The following is a 14139-nucleotide window of genomic DNA, read 5'->3' as shown; positions in this document are numbered from 1 at the left end:
ATCCGTGAAGGCGGTCGTACCGTCGGCGCGGGCGTCGTGTCCAAAATTCTGAAGTAATAGACCACTTCGGGTTCGACGAGGGCCACCGGAAGAGCCGGTGGTCCTCCTATCAACTCTAACGCCGCGAAAGGCTAAACTATGCAAAGCCAAAATATTCGCATCCGGCTGAAGGCTTTTGATTACCGCGTACTGGATGCCAGCACGCAGGAAATCGTCAACACCGCAAAGCGCACTGGCGCGACTGTGCGTGGCCCGATCCCGCTGCCGAACAAGATCGAGAAGTTCACGGTTCTCCGTGGGCCGCATATCGACAAGAAATCCCGCGATCAGTTCGAGATCCGCACGCATAAGCGTCTGCTCGACATCGTTGATCCGACCCCCCAGACCGTGGACGCGCTGATGAAGCTCGACCTCGCCGCTGGTGTGGATGTCGAGATCAAGCTGCAGTCGTAAGAAGGAGGGTATCCAGTATGCGCTCTGGTGTTATCGCAAAGAAAGTCGGCATGACCCGGCTTTTCATGGAAGACGGAAAGCAGATTCCTGTAACCGTTCTCCAGCTTGAAAATCTGCAGGTCGTGGCACAGCGCACGCCCGAGCGGGACGGCTATACAGCCGTTCAACTGGGCGCGGGCAATGCCAAGGCCAAGCGGACATCGCAGGCCATGCGCGGCCATTTCGCGGTGGCCAATGTGGCCCCCAAGCGGAAAGTGGCGGAATTCCGCGTCACCGCCGACAACATGATCGGTGTGGGCGAGGAAATCTCGGCCGAACATTACGTTGCGGGTCAGAAAGTCGACGTGTCGGGCACATCCATTGGTAAAGGTTTTGCCGGTGCGATGAAGCGCCACAACTTCGGCGGTCTGCGGGCTTCACACGGTGTGTCTGTCAGCCACCGATCGCATGGTTCGACCGGTCAGTGCCAAGATCCCGGTAAGGTGTTCAAAGGCAAGAAGATGGCAGGTCACATGGGGTCCGCGCGTATCACTACGCAGAACCTCGAAGTCGTCAGAACAGATGCTGACCGTGGCCTGATCATGGTCAAAGGTGCTGTTCCCGGCTCCAAGGGTGGCTGGGTCACGATCAAGGACGCCGTCAAGAAAAAGCTGCCCGAAAACGTTCCGTTCCCGGCTGCTCTGAAATCGGCCATTGCTGCCGCCGCAACCGAGGCACCGGCAGTCGAAGCGCCCGCCGAAGGGGGTGAAGCATGAAACTTGATGTGATCAATCTGGATGGCAGCAATGCTGGCTCCGTCGATCTGGACGAAGCGCTGTTCGGCCTTGAGCCGCGCGCCGACATCCTGCATCGTGTGGTCCGTTGGCAGCGTAACAATGCGCAAGCCGGCACCCACAAGGTGAAGACCCGTTCGGAAACCTCCTACTCGACCAAGAAGATCTATCGCCAGAAGGGCACCGGCGGCGCACGCCACGGTGACCGTAACGCGCCGATCTTCCGTCATGGTGGTGTCTACAAGGGCCCGACGCCCCGCAGCCACGGCCACGAACTGACCAAGAAGTTCCGCAAACTGGGCCTCAAGCATGCCCTGTCCGCGAAACTGAAGGCTGGCGAACTGGTTGTGATCTCTGCCGCTGAAGCTGAAGGTAAAACCTCGGCACTGGCCAAGCAGGTCGCAAAGCTGGGTTGGAAGCGCGCGCTGATCATTGACGGTGCAACCGTGAATGACCTGTTCGCAAAGGCCGCCCGCAACATCGAAGGTCTGGATATCCTGCCGTCGATGGGCGCAAACGTCTATGACATCCTGAAGCGTGACACTCTGGTGATCACGAAGGCAGGGGTCGAAGCACTGGAGGCTCGCCTGAAATGAGCGCGAAGGTTGAACATTACGACGTGATCCGCAAGCCGATCATCACCGAGAAGGCCACCATGGTCTCTGAGAACGGTGCGGTCGTGTTTGAAGTGGCGATGGACTCGAACAAACCCCAGATCAAGCAGGCTGTCGAAGCTCTGTTCGGTGTGAAGGTCAAAGCCGTCAACACAACGATCACCAAAGGCAAATCCAAGCGTTTCCGCGGCCAGTTGGGCAAGCGTCGGGACGTCAAGAAAGCCTACGTCACCCTCGAAGAGGGAAACACTATCGACGTGACCACAGGTCTCTGATAGTAGGACGCGAATCTTCCATGGCCCCGCATTTGCCGGGGCCATGGCTTTTGAGACGGGGACCTTCGGGGCCCTATACCGCGGGCACCTCAGGGGGCCTATAACATAGCGGGGCTTGCCCCCGCACTGCACAACGGAAGACAGAAAGCATGGCACTCAAGTCGTATAAACCGACGACGCCGGGCCAGCGTGGGCTGGTTCTGATCGACCGTTCGGAGCTGTGGAAAGGACGTCCGGTCAAGGCCCTCACCGAGGGTTTGACCAAGAATGGCGGCCGGAACAACACCGGACGGATCACGATGCGCCGCATTGGCGGCGGGGCGAAACGCCTTTATCGGATCGTCGATTTCAAGCGTAACAAATTCGACGTGGCGGCAACCGTCGAGCGGATCGAGTATGACCCGAACCGGACCGCCTTTATCGCGCTGGTCAAGTACGAGGATGGCGAACAGGCCTATATCCTCGCGCCCCAGCGTCTGGCCATTGGCGACTCGGTCGTTGCTGGCAAGAAGGTCGACATCAAGCCGGGCAATGCGATGCCGTTTTCGGGCATGCCGATCGGTACGATTGTCCACAACATCGAGATGAAGCCCGGCAAGGGTGGTCAGATCGCGCGCGCGGCGGGCACCTATGCCCAGTTCGTGGGTCGTGACGGCGGCTATGCCCAGATTCGCCTGTCTTCGGGCGAGCTGCGTCTTGTACGTCAGGAATGCATGGCCACCGTTGGTGCCGTGTCCAACCCCGACAACAGCAACCAGAATTACGGCAAGGCTGGCCGCATGCGTCACAAGGGCATCCGCCCGAGTGTTCGTGGTGTGGTTATGAACCCGATCGATCACCCGCATGGGGGTGGTGAAGGCCGGACTTCGGGTGGTCGTCATCCGGTGACCCCGTGGGGCAAGCCGACAAAGGGTGCGCGCACCCGGAACAAGAACAAAGCGTCCAGCAAGCTGATCCTCCGCTCGCGTCACGCCAAGAAGAAGGGGCGTTAATAGATGTCTCGCTCTGTATGGAAAGGTCCGTTCGTCGACTCTTACGTGCTTAAGAAAGCCGAAGCTGCGCGCGAATCCGGACGCAATGAAGTTATCAAGATCTGGTCGCGTCGCTCGACGATCCTGCCCCAGTTCGTGGGCCTGACGTTTGGCGTCTACAATGGCAAGAAACATGTTCCCGTGAACGTCACGGAAGACATGATCGGCCAGAAGTTTGGCGAATATTCACCGACCCGTACCTATCATGGTCACGCGGCCGACAAAAAAGCGAAGCGGAAGTAAGTCATGGGCAAGGAAAAAAACCCCCGCCGCGTGGCTGACAACGAAGCAATGGCAAAACTGCGCATGCTTCGGACCAGCCCGCAGAAGCTGAACCTGGTGGCTGCGATGATCCGCGGCAAAAAGGTCGACAAGGCCCTTACGGACCTGACCTTCTCGAAGAAACGGATCGCGATCGATGTGAAGAAATGCCTTCAATCGGCCATAGCGAACGCCGAGAACAACCATAACCTCGACGTCGATGAATTGGTTGTCGCCGAGGCCTATGTTGGCAAGAACCTGACGCTCAAGCGCGGTCGTCCGCGTGCACGTGGCCGGTTCGGTAAAATCGTCAAGCCGTTCTCGGAACTCACCATCAAGGTGCGTCAAGTTGAGGAGCAAGCCTAATGGGTCAGAAAGTCAATCCGATCGGCATGCGCCTCCAGGTCAACCGCACCTGGGATAGCCGCTGGTACGCCGATACCAAGGATTACGGGAACCTTCTTCTGGAAGACCTGAAAATCCGCAAGTTCATCAAGGAAGAGGCCAAGCAGGCCGGGATCGCACGCGTGATCATCGAACGTCCGCACAAGAAGTGCCGCGTGACGATCCACGCTGCACGTCCGGGCGTGATCATCGGCAAAAAAGGCGCCGATATCGAAACCCTTCGCAAGAAGTTGGCCAAGCTGACGGCAAGCGAACTGCACCTGAACATCGTCGAGGTCCGCAAGCCGGAACTGGACGCGGCTCTGGTCGGTGAGAGCATTGCACAGCAGCTTGAGCGTCGTGTCTCCTTCCGTCGTGCCATGAAGCGTGCCGTGCAGAACGCCATGCGTATGGGTGCCCTTGGTATCCGTGTGAACGTTGCCGGTCGTCTTGGCGGTGCCGAGATCGCACGGACCGAATGGTACCGCGAAGGTCGCGTGCCGCTGCACACGCTGCGTGCCGATATTGATTACGCTCATGTTGAAGCCACAACGGCTTACGGCATCATCGGCATCAAGGTCTGGATTTTCAAAGGTGAAATCATGGAGCACGATCCGTCGGCACATGACCGTCGCCTGCAGGAACTCCAGGATGGTCCCGCGCCCCGTGGCGCCGGCGGCCGCCGTTAAGGAGGAATGACAGATGCTTCAACCTAAGCGCACTAAATTCCGCAAGCAGCATAAAGGCCGTATCCACGGTCTGGCTAAAGGCGGTAGCGACCTGAATTTCGGTTCTTTCGGCCTTAAAGCCACCGAGCCGGAGCGGGTTACAGCGCGTCAGATCGAGGCGGCTCGCCGCGCTCTGACGCGCCACATGAAACGTCAAGGCCGTGTCTGGATCCGGATTTTCCCGGATACACCCGTTACCTCGAAGCCGACCGAAGTCCGTATGGGTAAAGGTAAAGGCTCCGTTGATTTCTGGGCGGCCAAGATCAAGCCGGGTCGCGTGATGTTCGAGATCGACGGCGTCGACGAGACCATTGCCCGCGAGGCACTGCGTCTGGCGGCGATGAAACTGCCGATCAAGACCCGCGTGGTCGTCCGCGAAGACTGGTAAGTCTTCAGCGGCACATAAAATGGGGGCAGGGCGGGGGCAACCCCGCCTTATCCTTTTAGGAATGGGTCTGTGGAAACAGGCCTTGTCAACTTGAGGGAACCGGCCTATACGGCCCCTTCATCCATCTCCACCGGGAATCAGGGTGACCCTTTTTGAACAAGGGGCTCTCCGGTGACGTTGTTAAAAAGGACCGGCGACATGAACGCCCAGGAACTACGCAATAAAACCCTCGATCAGCTCCGCGAGGATCTGGCCGCTCTGAAGAAAGAGGCATTCAACCTGCGCTTTCAACAGGCCACCGGCCAGCTGGAGTCCACCGCCCGCATGAAAACTGTGCGTCGCGATGTTGCGCGTGTGAAAACCGTGCTGAACGAAAAAGCCGCTTCCGCGGCTGCAGAATAAGGAGCCTGACAGATGCCCAAACGTATTCTCCAAGGCACCGTGACCAGCACTGCAAACGAACAGACCGTTACTGTTTCTGTCGAACGCCGCTTCACGCATCCTGTTCTGAAGAAAACCATCCGTAAGTCCAAGAAATACCGGGCTCACGATGAAACCAACGCTTTCAATGTAGGTGACACGGTCCGCATTCAGGAATGTGCCCCCAAGTCGAAAACGAAACGTTGGGAAGTTATCGCCAACTAAGCGATCGCTTCTCAGCTTGTCGAAACCCTGGGGATAATGCCGATACAGGCCCCCAAAGGTCGGGAGAAACCAAATGATCCAGATGCAGACCAACCTGGATGTTGCTGACAACAGCGGCGCGCGCCGTGTTCAGTGCATCAAGGTTCTTGGTGGTTCGCACCGCCGGTATGCGTCCGTTGGCGACATCATCGTGGTGTCCGTCAAGGAAGCAATTCCGCGCGGTCGTGTGAAGAAGGGTGACGTGCGTAAAGCCGTCGTCGTTCGCACCGCCAAGGAAGTCCGTCGTGACGACGGCACAGCGATCCGTTTCGATCGCAACGCAGCTGTTATCCTGAACAACAACAACGAGCCCGTTGGCACCCGTATCTTCGGGCCGGTTGTTCGCGAACTGCGCGCCAAGAACTTCATGAAAATCATCTCGCTCGCCCCGGAGGTGCTGTAAGATGGCTGCCAAGCTGAAAACAGGCGACAAGGTCGTCATTCTGGCCGGCAAGGACAAGGGCAAGGAAGGCAAGATCACTTCCGTTGACCCCAAAGCCGGCAAAGCCGTGGTGGAAGGGCTGAACATGGCCATCCGTCACACGCGTCAAAGCCAGACCAGCCAGGGCGGCCGCATCCCGAAAGCGATGCCAATTGCTCTGTCGAACCTCGCGTTCCTGGACAAGAACGGCAAAGCAACCCGCGTCGGCTTCAAGGTCGAAGGCGACAAGAAGGTACGTTTTGCCAAGACCACGGGGGACGTGATCGATGCTTGATACTGAAAACTACACCCCGCGCCTCAAGACGCTGTTCAACGACACGATTAAGGCCGCTCTGAAGGAAGAGTTTTCCTACAAGAACGACATGCAGATCCCGCGTCTGGACAAGATCGTCCTGAACATCGGCTGCGGTGCAGAAGCCGTGCGTGATAGCAAAAAAGCCAAATCGGCACAGGAAGACCTGTCGACGATTGCTGGCCAGAAAGCCGTCACAACCATCGCCAAGAACTCGATCGCTGGTTTCCGCGTTCGTGAAGGCATGCCGATGGGTGCCAAGGTGACCCTGCGCGGTGACCGGATGTACGAATTTCTGGATCGCCTGATCACGATTGCGATGCCCCGTATCCGCGACTTCCGCGGCGTACCCGGCAAATCCTTTGACGGTCGTGGCAACTATGCCATGGGCCTGAAAGAGCATATCGTGTTCCCCGAGATCAACTTCGACAAGGTCGATGAGGTCTGGGGTATGGACATCGTGATCGCCACCACCGCGAAAACCGACGCGGAAGCTAAGGCGCTGTTGAAGCACTTCAACATGCCCTTCAACAGCTAAGCGCGGGAGAGAGAGTTATGGCTAAGAAATCTATGATCGAACGCGAAAAGAAGCGTCAGGAGCTGGTGGATAAGTTCGCCTCCAAGCGCGCTGCGCTGAAGGCGATCGTGAACGACCAGTCCAAGCCGATGGAAGAGCGTTTCCGCGCTTCCCTGAAGCTGGCGAAACTGCCCCGCAACAGCTCGGCCGTGCGTCTGCACAATCGTTGCCAGCTGACGGGTCGTCCGCATGCTTACTACCGTAAGCTTAAACTGTCGCGTATCGCGCTGCGGGATCTTGGCTCGATGGGCCAAATCCCCGGCCTGGTGAAATCCAGCTGGTAAGGGAGAGACTGATATGAACGATCCTATCGGCGATATGCTCACCCGTATCCGCAACAGCCAGATGCGTGGCAAGTCCACCGTCTCGACACCGGCCTCCAAGCTGCGTGCATGGGTTCTGGATGTGCTTGCGGCAGAAGGCTACATTCGCGGCTACGAAAAAGGCACCGATGTCAACGGTCACCCGACCCTCGAGATCAGCCTGAAATACTTTGATGGCACCCCCGTCATTCGCGACATCAAGCGGGTCTCCAAGCCCGGCCGTCGCGTTTACATGGGCGTCAAGGATATCCCCTCGGTCCGTCAGGGTCTGGGTGTATCGATTGTCAGCACGCCCAAAGGCGTGATGTCGGATGCAGCAGCACGCAGCGCCAATGTTGGCGGTGAAGTGCTCTGCACGGTCTTCTAAGGAGGAAGGCAATGTCTCGTATTGGTAAGAAACCGGTCGAGCTGCCCGCAGGCGTTTCCGCGTCTGTGTCCGGCCAGACTGTCGAAGTGAAAGGCCCGAAAGGGACCAAAAGCTTCAATGCAACCGACGATGTGACCATCACAGTTGATGGCAATGTTGTTACAGTTACTCCGCGCGGAACGTCCAAGCGTGCACGCCAGCAGTGGGGCATGTCCCGCTCGATGGTTGCGAACCTTGTGACCGGCGTGACCTCCGGCTTCAAGCGCGAGCTTGAGATCACCGGTGTTGGTTATCGTGCAGCGATTCAGGGCAATACCCTGAAACTGTCGCTGGGCTATAGCCACGAAGTGAACTTTGACGTGCCTGCCGGTGTGACGGTGACCTGCCCGAAGCAGACCGAAATCGTTGTAGAAGGTGACGACGCCCAGCTTGTGGGCCAGGTCGCGGCGAATATCCGCGAATGGCGCAAGCCCGAGCCCTATAAAGGCAAAGGCATCAAGTACAAGGGTGAGTACATCTTCCGCAAAGAAGGCAAGAAGAAGTAAGGACGCGAGAGATGGCAAACAGCAAAAGAACCCTGTTTCTGAAGCGCCGCCTGCGCGTTCGGAACAAATTGCGGAAAGTGAACGCCGGTCGCGTTCGGCTTTCCGTTCACCGCAGCAACAAGAACATCAGCGTCCAGCTGATCGACGATGTGCGTGGCGTGACCCTGGCATCTGCCTCCTCGCTGGAGAAGGATCTGGGTATCGTTGGCAAGAACAACGTCGAAGCGGCTGCAAAGGTTGGCGCGGCGATCGCCGAGCGGGCCAAGAAAGCCGGTGTCGAAGATTGCTACTTCGATCGTGGTGGTTTCCTCTTTCACGGGAAAGTAAAGGCTTTGGCCGATGCAGCCCGTGAAGGCGGCCTCAAGTTCTAAGGAGACGATAGAATGGCAAGAGATGACAACCGTCGCGGCAACCGTGAGGAAGCAACGCCGGAATTCGCCGATCGTCTTGTGGCGATCAACCGCGTGTCGAAAACCGTGAAAGGCGGCAAGCGCTTCGGCTTTGCTGCTCTCGTGGTGGTCGGCGATCAGAAGGGCCGTGTGGGCTTTGGCAAGGGTAAGGCAAAAGAAGTGCCCGAAGCCATCCGCAAAGCCACGGAACAGGCCAAGCGCCAGATGATCCGTGTGCCGCTGCGCGAAGGCCGCACCCTGCACCACGACATGGAAGGTCGCCACGGCGCCGGCAAAGTCGTGATGCGGACTGCGCCTGAAGGTACCGGCATCATCGCCGGTGGCCCGATGCGCGCCGTGTTCGAGATGCTTGGCCTCAAGGACGTCGTGTCCAAGTCGCTGGGCTCGCAGAACCCGTACAACATGATCCGCGCTACCATCGACGGGCTGAAAAAAGAAACCAGCCCCCGTTCGGTCGCGCAGCGTCGTGGCAAGAAGGTTGCTGACATCCTGCCCAAGCGGGAAAACGCACCTGATGCATCCGCCCAAGTGGCAGAGGAGGCGTAAACCATGGCCAAGACAATCGTGGTAAAGCAGATCGGCTCGCCGATCCGTCGCCCTGAAAAGCAGCGCCAGACCTTGATCGGTCTGGGTCTGAACAAGATGCACAAGACCCGCGAACTGGAGGATACACCTTCCATCCGTGGTATGGTCGCCAAGATTCCGCATCTCGTACAGATCATCGAAGAGCGCGAGTAAGCACTTCGGGGCGGGTGAAAGCCCGCCCCTTGTTCACATCAACGCCGTGGTCGGCCACTCCCGTCGCTGGGGGCCGTATCCGGCACAAGGAGAAGCGACATGAAACTGCACGAACTTCACGATAACGACGGCGCCACCAAGAAACGCAAGCGCGTTGGTCGTGGTCCGGGTTCTGGAACCGGTAAGACGGGTGGCCGTGGTATCAAAGGTCAGAAATCCCGTTCGGGTGTCTCGATCGGTGGTTACGAGGGTGGCCAGATGCCGCTCTACCAGCGTCTGCCCAAGCGCGGCTTTACCAAGCCGAACCGCAAGGCTTTTGCTGTTCTGAACCTCGGCATCCTTCAGAAATTCATTGATGCAGGCAAAATCGACGCCAAAGCACCAATTACCGAGGATGTGCTGGTCGCATCCGGTCTGGTCCGCCGCAAACTGGACGGCGTCCGCATTCTGGCCAAGGGTGATTTCTCAGCCAAAGTCACGCTCAACGTTACCGGTGCATCGGCACAGGCCATCGAAGCAGTCGAGAAACTGGGCGGCGCGCTGACTGTATCGGCCCCTACCAAGGCAGCTGCGGCTGAATAACGGGTTGTGAGCGGCGCTTGCGCCGCTTACATAGGCCCTAGTTTTCCTGAACGCCGCCTGAGCCGGAAAACCGCTCTGGCGGCGTTGTCACATGAGAGAGACCGCGAATGGTATCTGCAGCAGAACAAATGGCGGCGAACACCAGCTGGGCCGCACTTGGCAAAGCAACCGATCTTCGCAACCGCATCTTCTTTACGCTTGGCCTTCTGATTGTCTATCGCCTTGGCACTTTTATTCCGGTGCCGGGAATCGATGGCGCATCGCTGCGCGAGTTCATGGAAGGTGCCGCAGCGGGTATCGGGGGCATCCTGTCGATGTTCACCGGCGGTGCGCTTGGCCGCATGGGTATCTTTGCCCTCGGGATCATGCCCTACATCTCGGCCTCGATCATCGTACAGCTTCTGGCCTCGATGGTGCCCAAGCTGGAGCAGCTGAAGAAAGAGGGCGAGCAGGGTCGCAAGAAGATCAACCAGTACACGCGCTTCGGCACCGTGTTTCTGGCGACGCTGCAGGCTTACGGTCTGGCTGTCAGCCTTGAGGCGGGCGATCTGGTGACGGATCCCGGCCTGTTCTTCCGTGCGTCCTGCGTGATCACGCTGGTCGGTGGTACCATGTTCCTGATGTGGCTGGGTGAGCAGATCACCGCTCGCGGCATCGGTAATGGTATCTCGCTGATCATCTTTGTCGGCATTGTCGCGGAAATCCCCGCTGCACTGGCACAGTTCTTCAGCCAGGGCCGTTCGGGTGCGATCAGCCCTGCTGTGATCATCGGTGTGATCGTGATGGTGGTTGTGACCATCGGCTTCGTCGTCTTCATGGAACGCGCCTTGCGAAAGATCCATATTCAATATCCCCGTCGTCAGGCAGGCATGAAGGTTTATGAGGGCGGCTCAAGCAGCCTTCCGGTCAAGGTCAACCCCGCAGGCGTGATCCCTGCGATTTTCGCAAGCTCGCTGTTGTTGCTGCCGGCAACTGTCAGCACGTTTTCGGGCACCGATACCGGGCCCGTCATGTCGACGATCATGGCCTATTTCGGTCCGGGGCAGCCACTTTATCTGCTGTTCTTCGTGACGATGATCGTCTTCTTCTCGTATTTCTACACGTTCAATGTGTCGTTCAAACCGGATGACGTGGCCGAGAATCTGAAAAACCAGAACGGTTTTGTTCCCGGCATCCGCCCCGGCAAGAAGACCGCCGAGTACTTGGAATATGTGGTCAACCGCATTCTGGCGCTTGGTTCCGCCTATCTTGCGGCTGTGTGTCTATTGCCGGAAATCCTGCGGAACGAACTTGCGATTCCGTTCTATTTCGGCGGGACATCCGTGCTCATCGTTGTTTCTGTAACGATGGATACGATCCAGCAGGTGCAAAGCCATCTTCTGGCGCATCAATACGAAGGTCTCATCGAGAAGTCGCAGTTGCGCGGCAAAAGCAAGAAACGCACGACCAGAAAGGCACCAGCGAGAAGATGAATATCATACTACTGGGGCCCCCGGGGGCTGGTAAAGGCACACAGGCCCGTCATCTGGTCGAAGAGCGCAATATGGTACAGCTCAGCACCGGCGACATGCTGCGGGACGCAAGGACCAGCGGCACCGAGATGGGCAAGGTTGTCGCTGACGTCATGGATCGCGGCGAGCTTGTGACCGATGAGATCGTGATCGGTCTGATCCGCGAGAAGCTGGAAGGTACGCATGCCGGCGGTTTCATCTTCGACGGCTTTCCGCGAACGCTGGCGCAAGCGGACGCCCTGACCGATCTTCTGGCGGCAACGGGCGCCAAGCTTGATGCCGTGATCGAAATGCAGGTTGACGACGCGGCTCTTGTCGCGCGTGTCACTGGTCGTTTTACGTGCGGAGATTGCGGCGAGGTCTATCACGATGTCACGCATCGCCCTGCGGCCGAGGGTGTTTGCGACAAATGTGGCAGCACCAACATGAAGCGCCGTGCTGATGACAACGAAGAAAGCCTGCGCCAGCGCCTGATGGAATACTACAAAAAGACCTCGCCGCTGATCGGCTATTATTATGCCAAAGGCCAACTTCGGACCGTCGATGGTCTGGCGGAAATTGACGATGTTCAACAGGCAATTGCTGCCATTCTGGATTGAACCGCGTTGAATGATCAAAACCAATGGCAGAGGGCTTGACGGCCCTCTGTTTTCTACATAACCAGCCCTATCTCGCACGCGAGACATGATTCTGTCTGGGCTTGTCTCATCAAAGAATCGTCACCTGAATTCAGCTGCGGCCCTTTGGCGATTTGTCAGGGGCTTACGTTGTGAAAAAAGGTTCTGGTACGACGGAACCGCAACGAAAAAGGAAAGTGAAACGTGGCACGTATCGCCGGCGTAAACATCCCGACCCAGAAACGGGTCCCGATCGCCCTCACCTACATCACCGGAATTGGCCATACGTCGGCCAAGGCTATCTGCGAAGCTGTCAACGTAGACGCAACACGTCGCGTGAACGAGCTTTCGGATGCCGAAGTTCTGGCGATCCGCGAGCATATCGACGCAAACTACACCGTAGAAGGTGACCTGCGTCGTGAAACGCAAATGAACATCAAGCGCCTGATGGACCTTGGCTGCTACCGTGGCCTGCGTCACCGTCGCAACCTTCCGGTTCGCGGCCAGCGCACCCATACCAACGCTCGCACCCGCAAAGGCCCCGCAAAGGCCATTGCCGGTAAGAAGAAATAAGGGAGGGCTGCATCAATGGCACGTGATACCCGTCGCGGAGGCAAGAAGAAGGTCTCCAAGAACATCGCCGCAGGCGTGGCGCATGTGAACTCTTCGTTCAACAACACCAAGATCCTGATCTCGGACGTTCAGGGCAATGCTATCGCATGGTCCTCCGCCGGCACCATGGGCTTCAAAGGGTCGCGTAAATCGACTCCTTATGCCGCTCAGATGGCTGCGGAAGACGCCGGGAAGAAAGCGCAGGAACACGGTGTGAAGACGCTGGAAGTCGAAGTGCAGGGCCCCGGTTCGGGTCGTGAAAGCGCGTTGCGCGCTCTGGCCGCTGCCGGTTTCAACATCACCTCGATCCGTGATGTGACGCCGATTGCGCATAACGGCTGCCGCCCACCCAAGCGTCGCCGGGTCTGATCCCGCTTCATTATCTGGGGGCCGCGCTTTGCGCTCGGCCCCCCGACGTCATTTAGAAACCTCGGGCGTCTTGGCCTTTTGGACATGAGGACAAGACAAGAATGGAGGGACGCATGATCCACAAGAATTGGGCTGAACTGATCAAGCCGACACAGCTTGATGTGAAGCCGGGCAATGATCCGATCCGTCAGGCAACACTGGTTGCCGAACCGCTTGAGCGTGGCTTCGGCCTGACTCTGGGCAACGCGCTGCGCCGCATCCTGATGTCGTCGCTTCAAGGTGCCGCGATCACTTCGGTGCAGATCGACAACGTGCTGCACGAATTCTCGTCCGTGGCCGGCGTGCGCGAAGACGTGACCGATATCATCCTGAACCTCAAGGGCGTGTCGATCCGTATGGAAGTTGACGGGCCCAAGCGGCTTTCCGTCAGCGCCAAAGGTCCGGGTGTCGTGACCGCTGGCGACATCTCGGACAGCGCAGGTATCGAGATCCTGAACAAGGATCACGTGATCTGCCATCTGGACGATGGTGCCGATCTGTACATGGAACTGACGGTCAATACCGGCAAGGGCTATGTCTCGGCTGACAAGAACAAGCCGGAAGATGCCCCCATCGGTCTGATCCCGATCGACGCGATCTATTCGCCGATCAAGCGTGTGTCCTACGAAGTGACCCCGACCCGTGAAGGTCAGGTTCTGGACTATGACAAGCTGACCATGAAGATCGAAACCGATGGCTCGCTGACGCCGGATGATGCCGTTGCCTATGCCGCGCGCATCCTGCAGGACCAGCTGTCGATCTTCGTCAACTTCGACGAGCCTGAAAGCGCAACGCGTTCCGACGTGGATGACGGGCTGGAGTTCAATCCGCTTCTGCTGAAGAAAGTGGACGAGCTGGAGCTTTCGGTGCGTTCTGCAAACTGCCTGAAGAACGACAACATCGTCTATATCGGGGATCTGATCCAGAAAACAGAAGCCGAGATGCTGCGTACACCTAACTTTGGCCGCAAGTCCTTGAACGAGATCAAGGAAGTGCTGTCCGGCATGGGCCTGCACCTTGGTATGGACGTCGAGGACTGGCCGCCAGACAATATCGAAGATCTGGCCAAGAAGTTCGAAGACGCGTTCTGAGAATTGGGGGCAGGGAAACCTGCCCCTTCAATG

General features: G+C 58.0%; 26 protein-coding genes. All 26 read left to right on the top strand.

The genetic code is table 11. The features are described from left to right. The first annotated feature begins 138 nt into the window (after nucleotides 1–138). The 26 genes from rpsJ to K7H22_RS09760 all read left to right on the top strand — a co-directional run bounded on the left by rpsJ (nucleotide 139) and on the right by K7H22_RS09760 (nucleotide 14106). Nucleotides 139–453: a 30S ribosomal protein S10 gene (rpsJ, locus tag K7H22_RS09885; RefSeq protein WP_068289216.1), complete on the top strand. Its 315-nt coding sequence runs from the start codon at nucleotides 139–141 to the stop codon at nucleotides 451–453. 17 nt (nucleotides 454–470) lie between these two features. Next, nucleotides 471–1208: a 50S ribosomal protein L3 gene (gene rplC / locus K7H22_RS09880; protein WP_230800575.1), complete on the top strand. Its 738-nt coding sequence runs from the start codon at nucleotides 471–473 to the stop codon at nucleotides 1206–1208. After that, nucleotides 1205–1822 carry a 50S ribosomal protein L4 gene (gene rplD, locus K7H22_RS09875; RefSeq protein WP_230800574.1) on the top strand — a complete coding sequence of 206 codons (618 nt, stop codon included), beginning with the start codon at nucleotides 1205–1207 and terminating at the stop codon, nucleotides 1820–1822. The genes rplC and rplD overlap by 4 nt, the downstream gene beginning before the upstream one ends. Beyond that, complete coding sequence (locus tag K7H22_RS09870) at nucleotides 1819–2115, top strand: 50S ribosomal protein L23 (protein ID WP_230800573.1); 297 nt, start codon at nucleotides 1819–1821, stop codon at nucleotides 2113–2115. The genes rplD and K7H22_RS09870 overlap by 4 nt, the downstream gene beginning before the upstream one ends. 149 nt (nucleotides 2116–2264) lie before the next feature. Next, on the top strand, nucleotides 2265–3107 hold the full coding sequence (gene rplB / locus K7H22_RS09865; RefSeq protein ID WP_230800572.1) for a 50S ribosomal protein L2: 843 nt from the start codon (nucleotides 2265–2267) through the stop codon (nucleotides 3105–3107). Between the two features lie 3 nt (nucleotides 3108–3110). Continuing rightward, nucleotides 3111–3389 carry a 30S ribosomal protein S19 gene (gene rpsS, locus K7H22_RS09860; RefSeq protein ID WP_230800571.1) on the top strand — a complete coding sequence of 93 codons (279 nt, stop codon included), beginning with the start codon at nucleotides 3111–3113 and terminating at the stop codon, nucleotides 3387–3389. 3 nt (nucleotides 3390–3392) lie between these two features. Then, nucleotides 3393–3773 (top strand): 50S ribosomal protein L22, encoded by a 381-nt coding sequence (gene rplV / locus K7H22_RS09855; RefSeq protein WP_230800570.1) that lies wholly within the window; start codon nucleotides 3393–3395, stop codon nucleotides 3771–3773. Continuing rightward, nucleotides 3773–4480, top strand: coding sequence for a 30S ribosomal protein S3 (rpsC, locus tag K7H22_RS09850; protein WP_068289198.1), 708 nt, complete (start codon nucleotides 3773–3775; stop codon nucleotides 4478–4480). The genes rplV and rpsC overlap by 1 nt, the downstream gene beginning before the upstream one ends. A 13-nt stretch (nucleotides 4481–4493) precedes the next feature. Continuing rightward, nucleotides 4494–4907, top strand: a complete 414-nt coding sequence (rplP, locus tag K7H22_RS09845; protein WP_230800569.1) for a 50S ribosomal protein L16 — start codon at nucleotides 4494–4496, stop codon at nucleotides 4905–4907. A 198-nt stretch (nucleotides 4908–5105) separates the two neighbouring features. Further along, nucleotides 5106–5309, top strand: coding sequence for a 50S ribosomal protein L29 (rpmC, locus tag K7H22_RS09840; RefSeq protein WP_230800568.1), 204 nt, complete (start codon nucleotides 5106–5108; stop codon nucleotides 5307–5309). Between the two features lie 12 nt (nucleotides 5310–5321). Next, nucleotides 5322–5552 carry a 30S ribosomal protein S17 gene (gene rpsQ, locus K7H22_RS09835; RefSeq protein ID WP_230800567.1) on the top strand — a complete coding sequence of 77 codons (231 nt, stop codon included), beginning with the start codon at nucleotides 5322–5324 and terminating at the stop codon, nucleotides 5550–5552. A 73-nt stretch (nucleotides 5553–5625) separates the two neighbouring features. Beyond that, the gene (gene rplN / locus K7H22_RS09830) at nucleotides 5626–5994 is read left to right on the top strand and encodes a 50S ribosomal protein L14 (RefSeq protein WP_007255210.1); all 369 of its coding nucleotides are present in this window, start codon (nucleotides 5626–5628) and stop codon (nucleotides 5992–5994) included. A 1-nt stretch (nucleotide 5995) separates the two neighbouring features. After that, nucleotides 5996–6307 carry a 50S ribosomal protein L24 gene (gene rplX, locus K7H22_RS09825; RefSeq protein ID WP_230800566.1) on the top strand — a complete coding sequence of 104 codons (312 nt, stop codon included), beginning with the start codon at nucleotides 5996–5998 and terminating at the stop codon, nucleotides 6305–6307. Continuing rightward, the gene (gene rplE / locus K7H22_RS09820) at nucleotides 6300–6863 is read left to right on the top strand and encodes a 50S ribosomal protein L5 (RefSeq protein WP_230800565.1); all 564 of its coding nucleotides are present in this window, start codon (nucleotides 6300–6302) and stop codon (nucleotides 6861–6863) included. The genes rplX and rplE overlap by 8 nt, the downstream gene beginning before the upstream one ends. 17 nt (nucleotides 6864–6880) lie before the next feature. Next, entirely contained in the window at nucleotides 6881–7186 is a 306-nt protein-coding gene (rpsN, locus tag K7H22_RS09815; RefSeq protein WP_230800564.1) for a 30S ribosomal protein S14, read from the top strand. A gap of 13 nt (nucleotides 7187–7199) precedes the next feature. Next, nucleotides 7200–7592, top strand: a complete 393-nt coding sequence (gene rpsH, locus K7H22_RS09810) for a 30S ribosomal protein S8 (RefSeq protein ID WP_230800563.1) — start codon at nucleotides 7200–7202, stop codon at nucleotides 7590–7592. Between the two features lie 11 nt (nucleotides 7593–7603). Next, on the top strand, nucleotides 7604–8137 hold the full coding sequence (rplF, locus tag K7H22_RS09805; protein ID WP_230800562.1) for a 50S ribosomal protein L6: 534 nt from the start codon (nucleotides 7604–7606) through the stop codon (nucleotides 8135–8137). A gap of 11 nt (nucleotides 8138–8148) precedes the next feature. Then, the gene (rplR, locus tag K7H22_RS09800; RefSeq protein ID WP_230800561.1) at nucleotides 8149–8508 is read left to right on the top strand and encodes a 50S ribosomal protein L18; all 360 of its coding nucleotides are present in this window, start codon (nucleotides 8149–8151) and stop codon (nucleotides 8506–8508) included. Nucleotides 8509–8520: 12 nt separating this feature from the next. Further along, entirely contained in the window at nucleotides 8521–9093 is a 573-nt protein-coding gene (gene rpsE, locus K7H22_RS09795) for a 30S ribosomal protein S5 (RefSeq protein WP_230800560.1), read from the top strand. A 3-nt stretch (nucleotides 9094–9096) separates the two neighbouring features. Continuing rightward, nucleotides 9097–9285 carry a 50S ribosomal protein L30 gene (gene rpmD / locus K7H22_RS09790; RefSeq protein ID WP_068289167.1) on the top strand — a complete coding sequence of 63 codons (189 nt, stop codon included), beginning with the start codon at nucleotides 9097–9099 and terminating at the stop codon, nucleotides 9283–9285. Nucleotides 9286–9384: 99 nt separating this feature from the next. Then, nucleotides 9385–9867 (top strand): 50S ribosomal protein L15, encoded by a 483-nt coding sequence (gene rplO / locus K7H22_RS09785; protein ID WP_230800559.1) that lies wholly within the window; start codon nucleotides 9385–9387, stop codon nucleotides 9865–9867. 107 nt (nucleotides 9868–9974) lie between these two features. After that, a complete protein-coding gene (gene secY, locus K7H22_RS09780; RefSeq protein ID WP_230800558.1) occupies nucleotides 9975–11339 on the top strand; it encodes a preprotein translocase subunit SecY in 1365 nt (454 codons plus the stop codon). Continuing rightward, the gene (locus tag K7H22_RS09775) at nucleotides 11336–11977 is read left to right on the top strand and encodes an adenylate kinase (protein WP_230800557.1); all 642 of its coding nucleotides are present in this window, start codon (nucleotides 11336–11338) and stop codon (nucleotides 11975–11977) included. The genes secY and K7H22_RS09775 overlap by 4 nt, the downstream gene beginning before the upstream one ends. Nucleotides 11978–12199: 222 nt before the next feature. Continuing rightward, a complete protein-coding gene (gene rpsM / locus K7H22_RS09770; RefSeq protein ID WP_230800556.1) occupies nucleotides 12200–12568 on the top strand; it encodes a 30S ribosomal protein S13 in 369 nt (122 codons plus the stop codon). A 15-nt stretch (nucleotides 12569–12583) separates the two neighbouring features. Continuing rightward, nucleotides 12584–12976: a 30S ribosomal protein S11 gene (rpsK, locus tag K7H22_RS09765; protein ID WP_230800555.1), complete on the top strand. Its 393-nt coding sequence runs from the start codon at nucleotides 12584–12586 to the stop codon at nucleotides 12974–12976. Nucleotides 12977–13089: 113 nt separating this feature from the next. Continuing rightward, nucleotides 13090–14106, top strand: a complete 1017-nt coding sequence (locus K7H22_RS09760; RefSeq protein ID WP_230800554.1) for a DNA-directed RNA polymerase subunit alpha — start codon at nucleotides 13090–13092, stop codon at nucleotides 14104–14106. The last annotated feature ends 33 nt before the right edge of the window (nucleotides 14107–14139 follow it).

It is taken from the genome of Seohaeicola saemankumensis (assembly GCF_021021435.1).
Taxonomy (GTDB): domain Bacteria; phylum Pseudomonadota; class Alphaproteobacteria; order Rhodobacterales; family Rhodobacteraceae; genus Seohaeicola.
Note: the sequence above shows the minus strand (reverse complement) of the source record. Positions and strands in the feature narration are given on the sequence as shown.

Coding starts and splice junctions, on each gene's coding strand:
- rplR (WP_230800561.1), top strand. CDS start 8,149: ATGGCAAACAGCAAAAGAACCCTGTTTCTGAAGCGCCGCCTGCGCGTT.
- rpmD (WP_068289167.1), top strand. CDS start 9,097: ATGGCCAAGACAATCGTGGTAAAGCAGATCGGCTCGCCGATCCGTCGC.
- rplE (WP_230800565.1), top strand. CDS start 6,300: ATGCTTGATACTGAAAACTACACCCCGCGCCTCAAGACGCTGTTCAAC.
- rpsQ (WP_230800567.1), top strand. CDS start 5,322: ATGCCCAAACGTATTCTCCAAGGCACCGTGACCAGCACTGCAAACGAA.
- rpsE (WP_230800560.1), top strand. CDS start 8,521: ATGGCAAGAGATGACAACCGTCGCGGCAACCGTGAGGAAGCAACGCCG.
- rplV (WP_230800570.1), top strand. CDS start 3,393: ATGGGCAAGGAAAAAAACCCCCGCCGCGTGGCTGACAACGAAGCAATG.
- rpsH (WP_230800563.1), top strand. CDS start 7,200: ATGAACGATCCTATCGGCGATATGCTCACCCGTATCCGCAACAGCCAG.
- rplO (WP_230800559.1), top strand. CDS start 9,385: ATGAAACTGCACGAACTTCACGATAACGACGGCGCCACCAAGAAACGC.
- rplB (WP_230800572.1), top strand. CDS start 2,265: ATGGCACTCAAGTCGTATAAACCGACGACGCCGGGCCAGCGTGGGCTG.
- rpsK (WP_230800555.1), top strand. CDS start 12,584: ATGGCACGTGATACCCGTCGCGGAGGCAAGAAGAAGGTCTCCAAGAAC.
- secY (WP_230800558.1), top strand. CDS start 9,975: ATGGTATCTGCAGCAGAACAAATGGCGGCGAACACCAGCTGGGCCGCA.
- rplP (WP_230800569.1), top strand. CDS start 4,494: ATGCTTCAACCTAAGCGCACTAAATTCCGCAAGCAGCATAAAGGCCGT.
- K7H22_RS09760 (WP_230800554.1), top strand. CDS start 13,090: ATGATCCACAAGAATTGGGCTGAACTGATCAAGCCGACACAGCTTGAT.
- rpsS (WP_230800571.1), top strand. CDS start 3,111: ATGTCTCGCTCTGTATGGAAAGGTCCGTTCGTCGACTCTTACGTGCTT.
- K7H22_RS09775 (WP_230800557.1), top strand. CDS start 11,336: ATGAATATCATACTACTGGGGCCCCCGGGGGCTGGTAAAGGCACACAG.
- rplF (WP_230800562.1), top strand. CDS start 7,604: ATGTCTCGTATTGGTAAGAAACCGGTCGAGCTGCCCGCAGGCGTTTCC.
- rpsN (WP_230800564.1), top strand. CDS start 6,881: ATGGCTAAGAAATCTATGATCGAACGCGAAAAGAAGCGTCAGGAGCTG.
- rpmC (WP_230800568.1), top strand. CDS start 5,106: ATGAACGCCCAGGAACTACGCAATAAAACCCTCGATCAGCTCCGCGAG.
- rpsJ (WP_068289216.1), top strand. CDS start 139: ATGCAAAGCCAAAATATTCGCATCCGGCTGAAGGCTTTTGATTACCGC.
- rplX (WP_230800566.1), top strand. CDS start 5,996: ATGGCTGCCAAGCTGAAAACAGGCGACAAGGTCGTCATTCTGGCCGGC.
- K7H22_RS09870 (WP_230800573.1), top strand. CDS start 1,819: ATGAGCGCGAAGGTTGAACATTACGACGTGATCCGCAAGCCGATCATC.
- rplD (WP_230800574.1), top strand. CDS start 1,205: ATGAAACTTGATGTGATCAATCTGGATGGCAGCAATGCTGGCTCCGTC.
- rpsC (WP_068289198.1), top strand. CDS start 3,773: ATGGGTCAGAAAGTCAATCCGATCGGCATGCGCCTCCAGGTCAACCGC.
- rplN (WP_007255210.1), top strand. CDS start 5,626: ATGATCCAGATGCAGACCAACCTGGATGTTGCTGACAACAGCGGCGCG.
- rplC (WP_230800575.1), top strand. CDS start 471: ATGCGCTCTGGTGTTATCGCAAAGAAAGTCGGCATGACCCGGCTTTTC.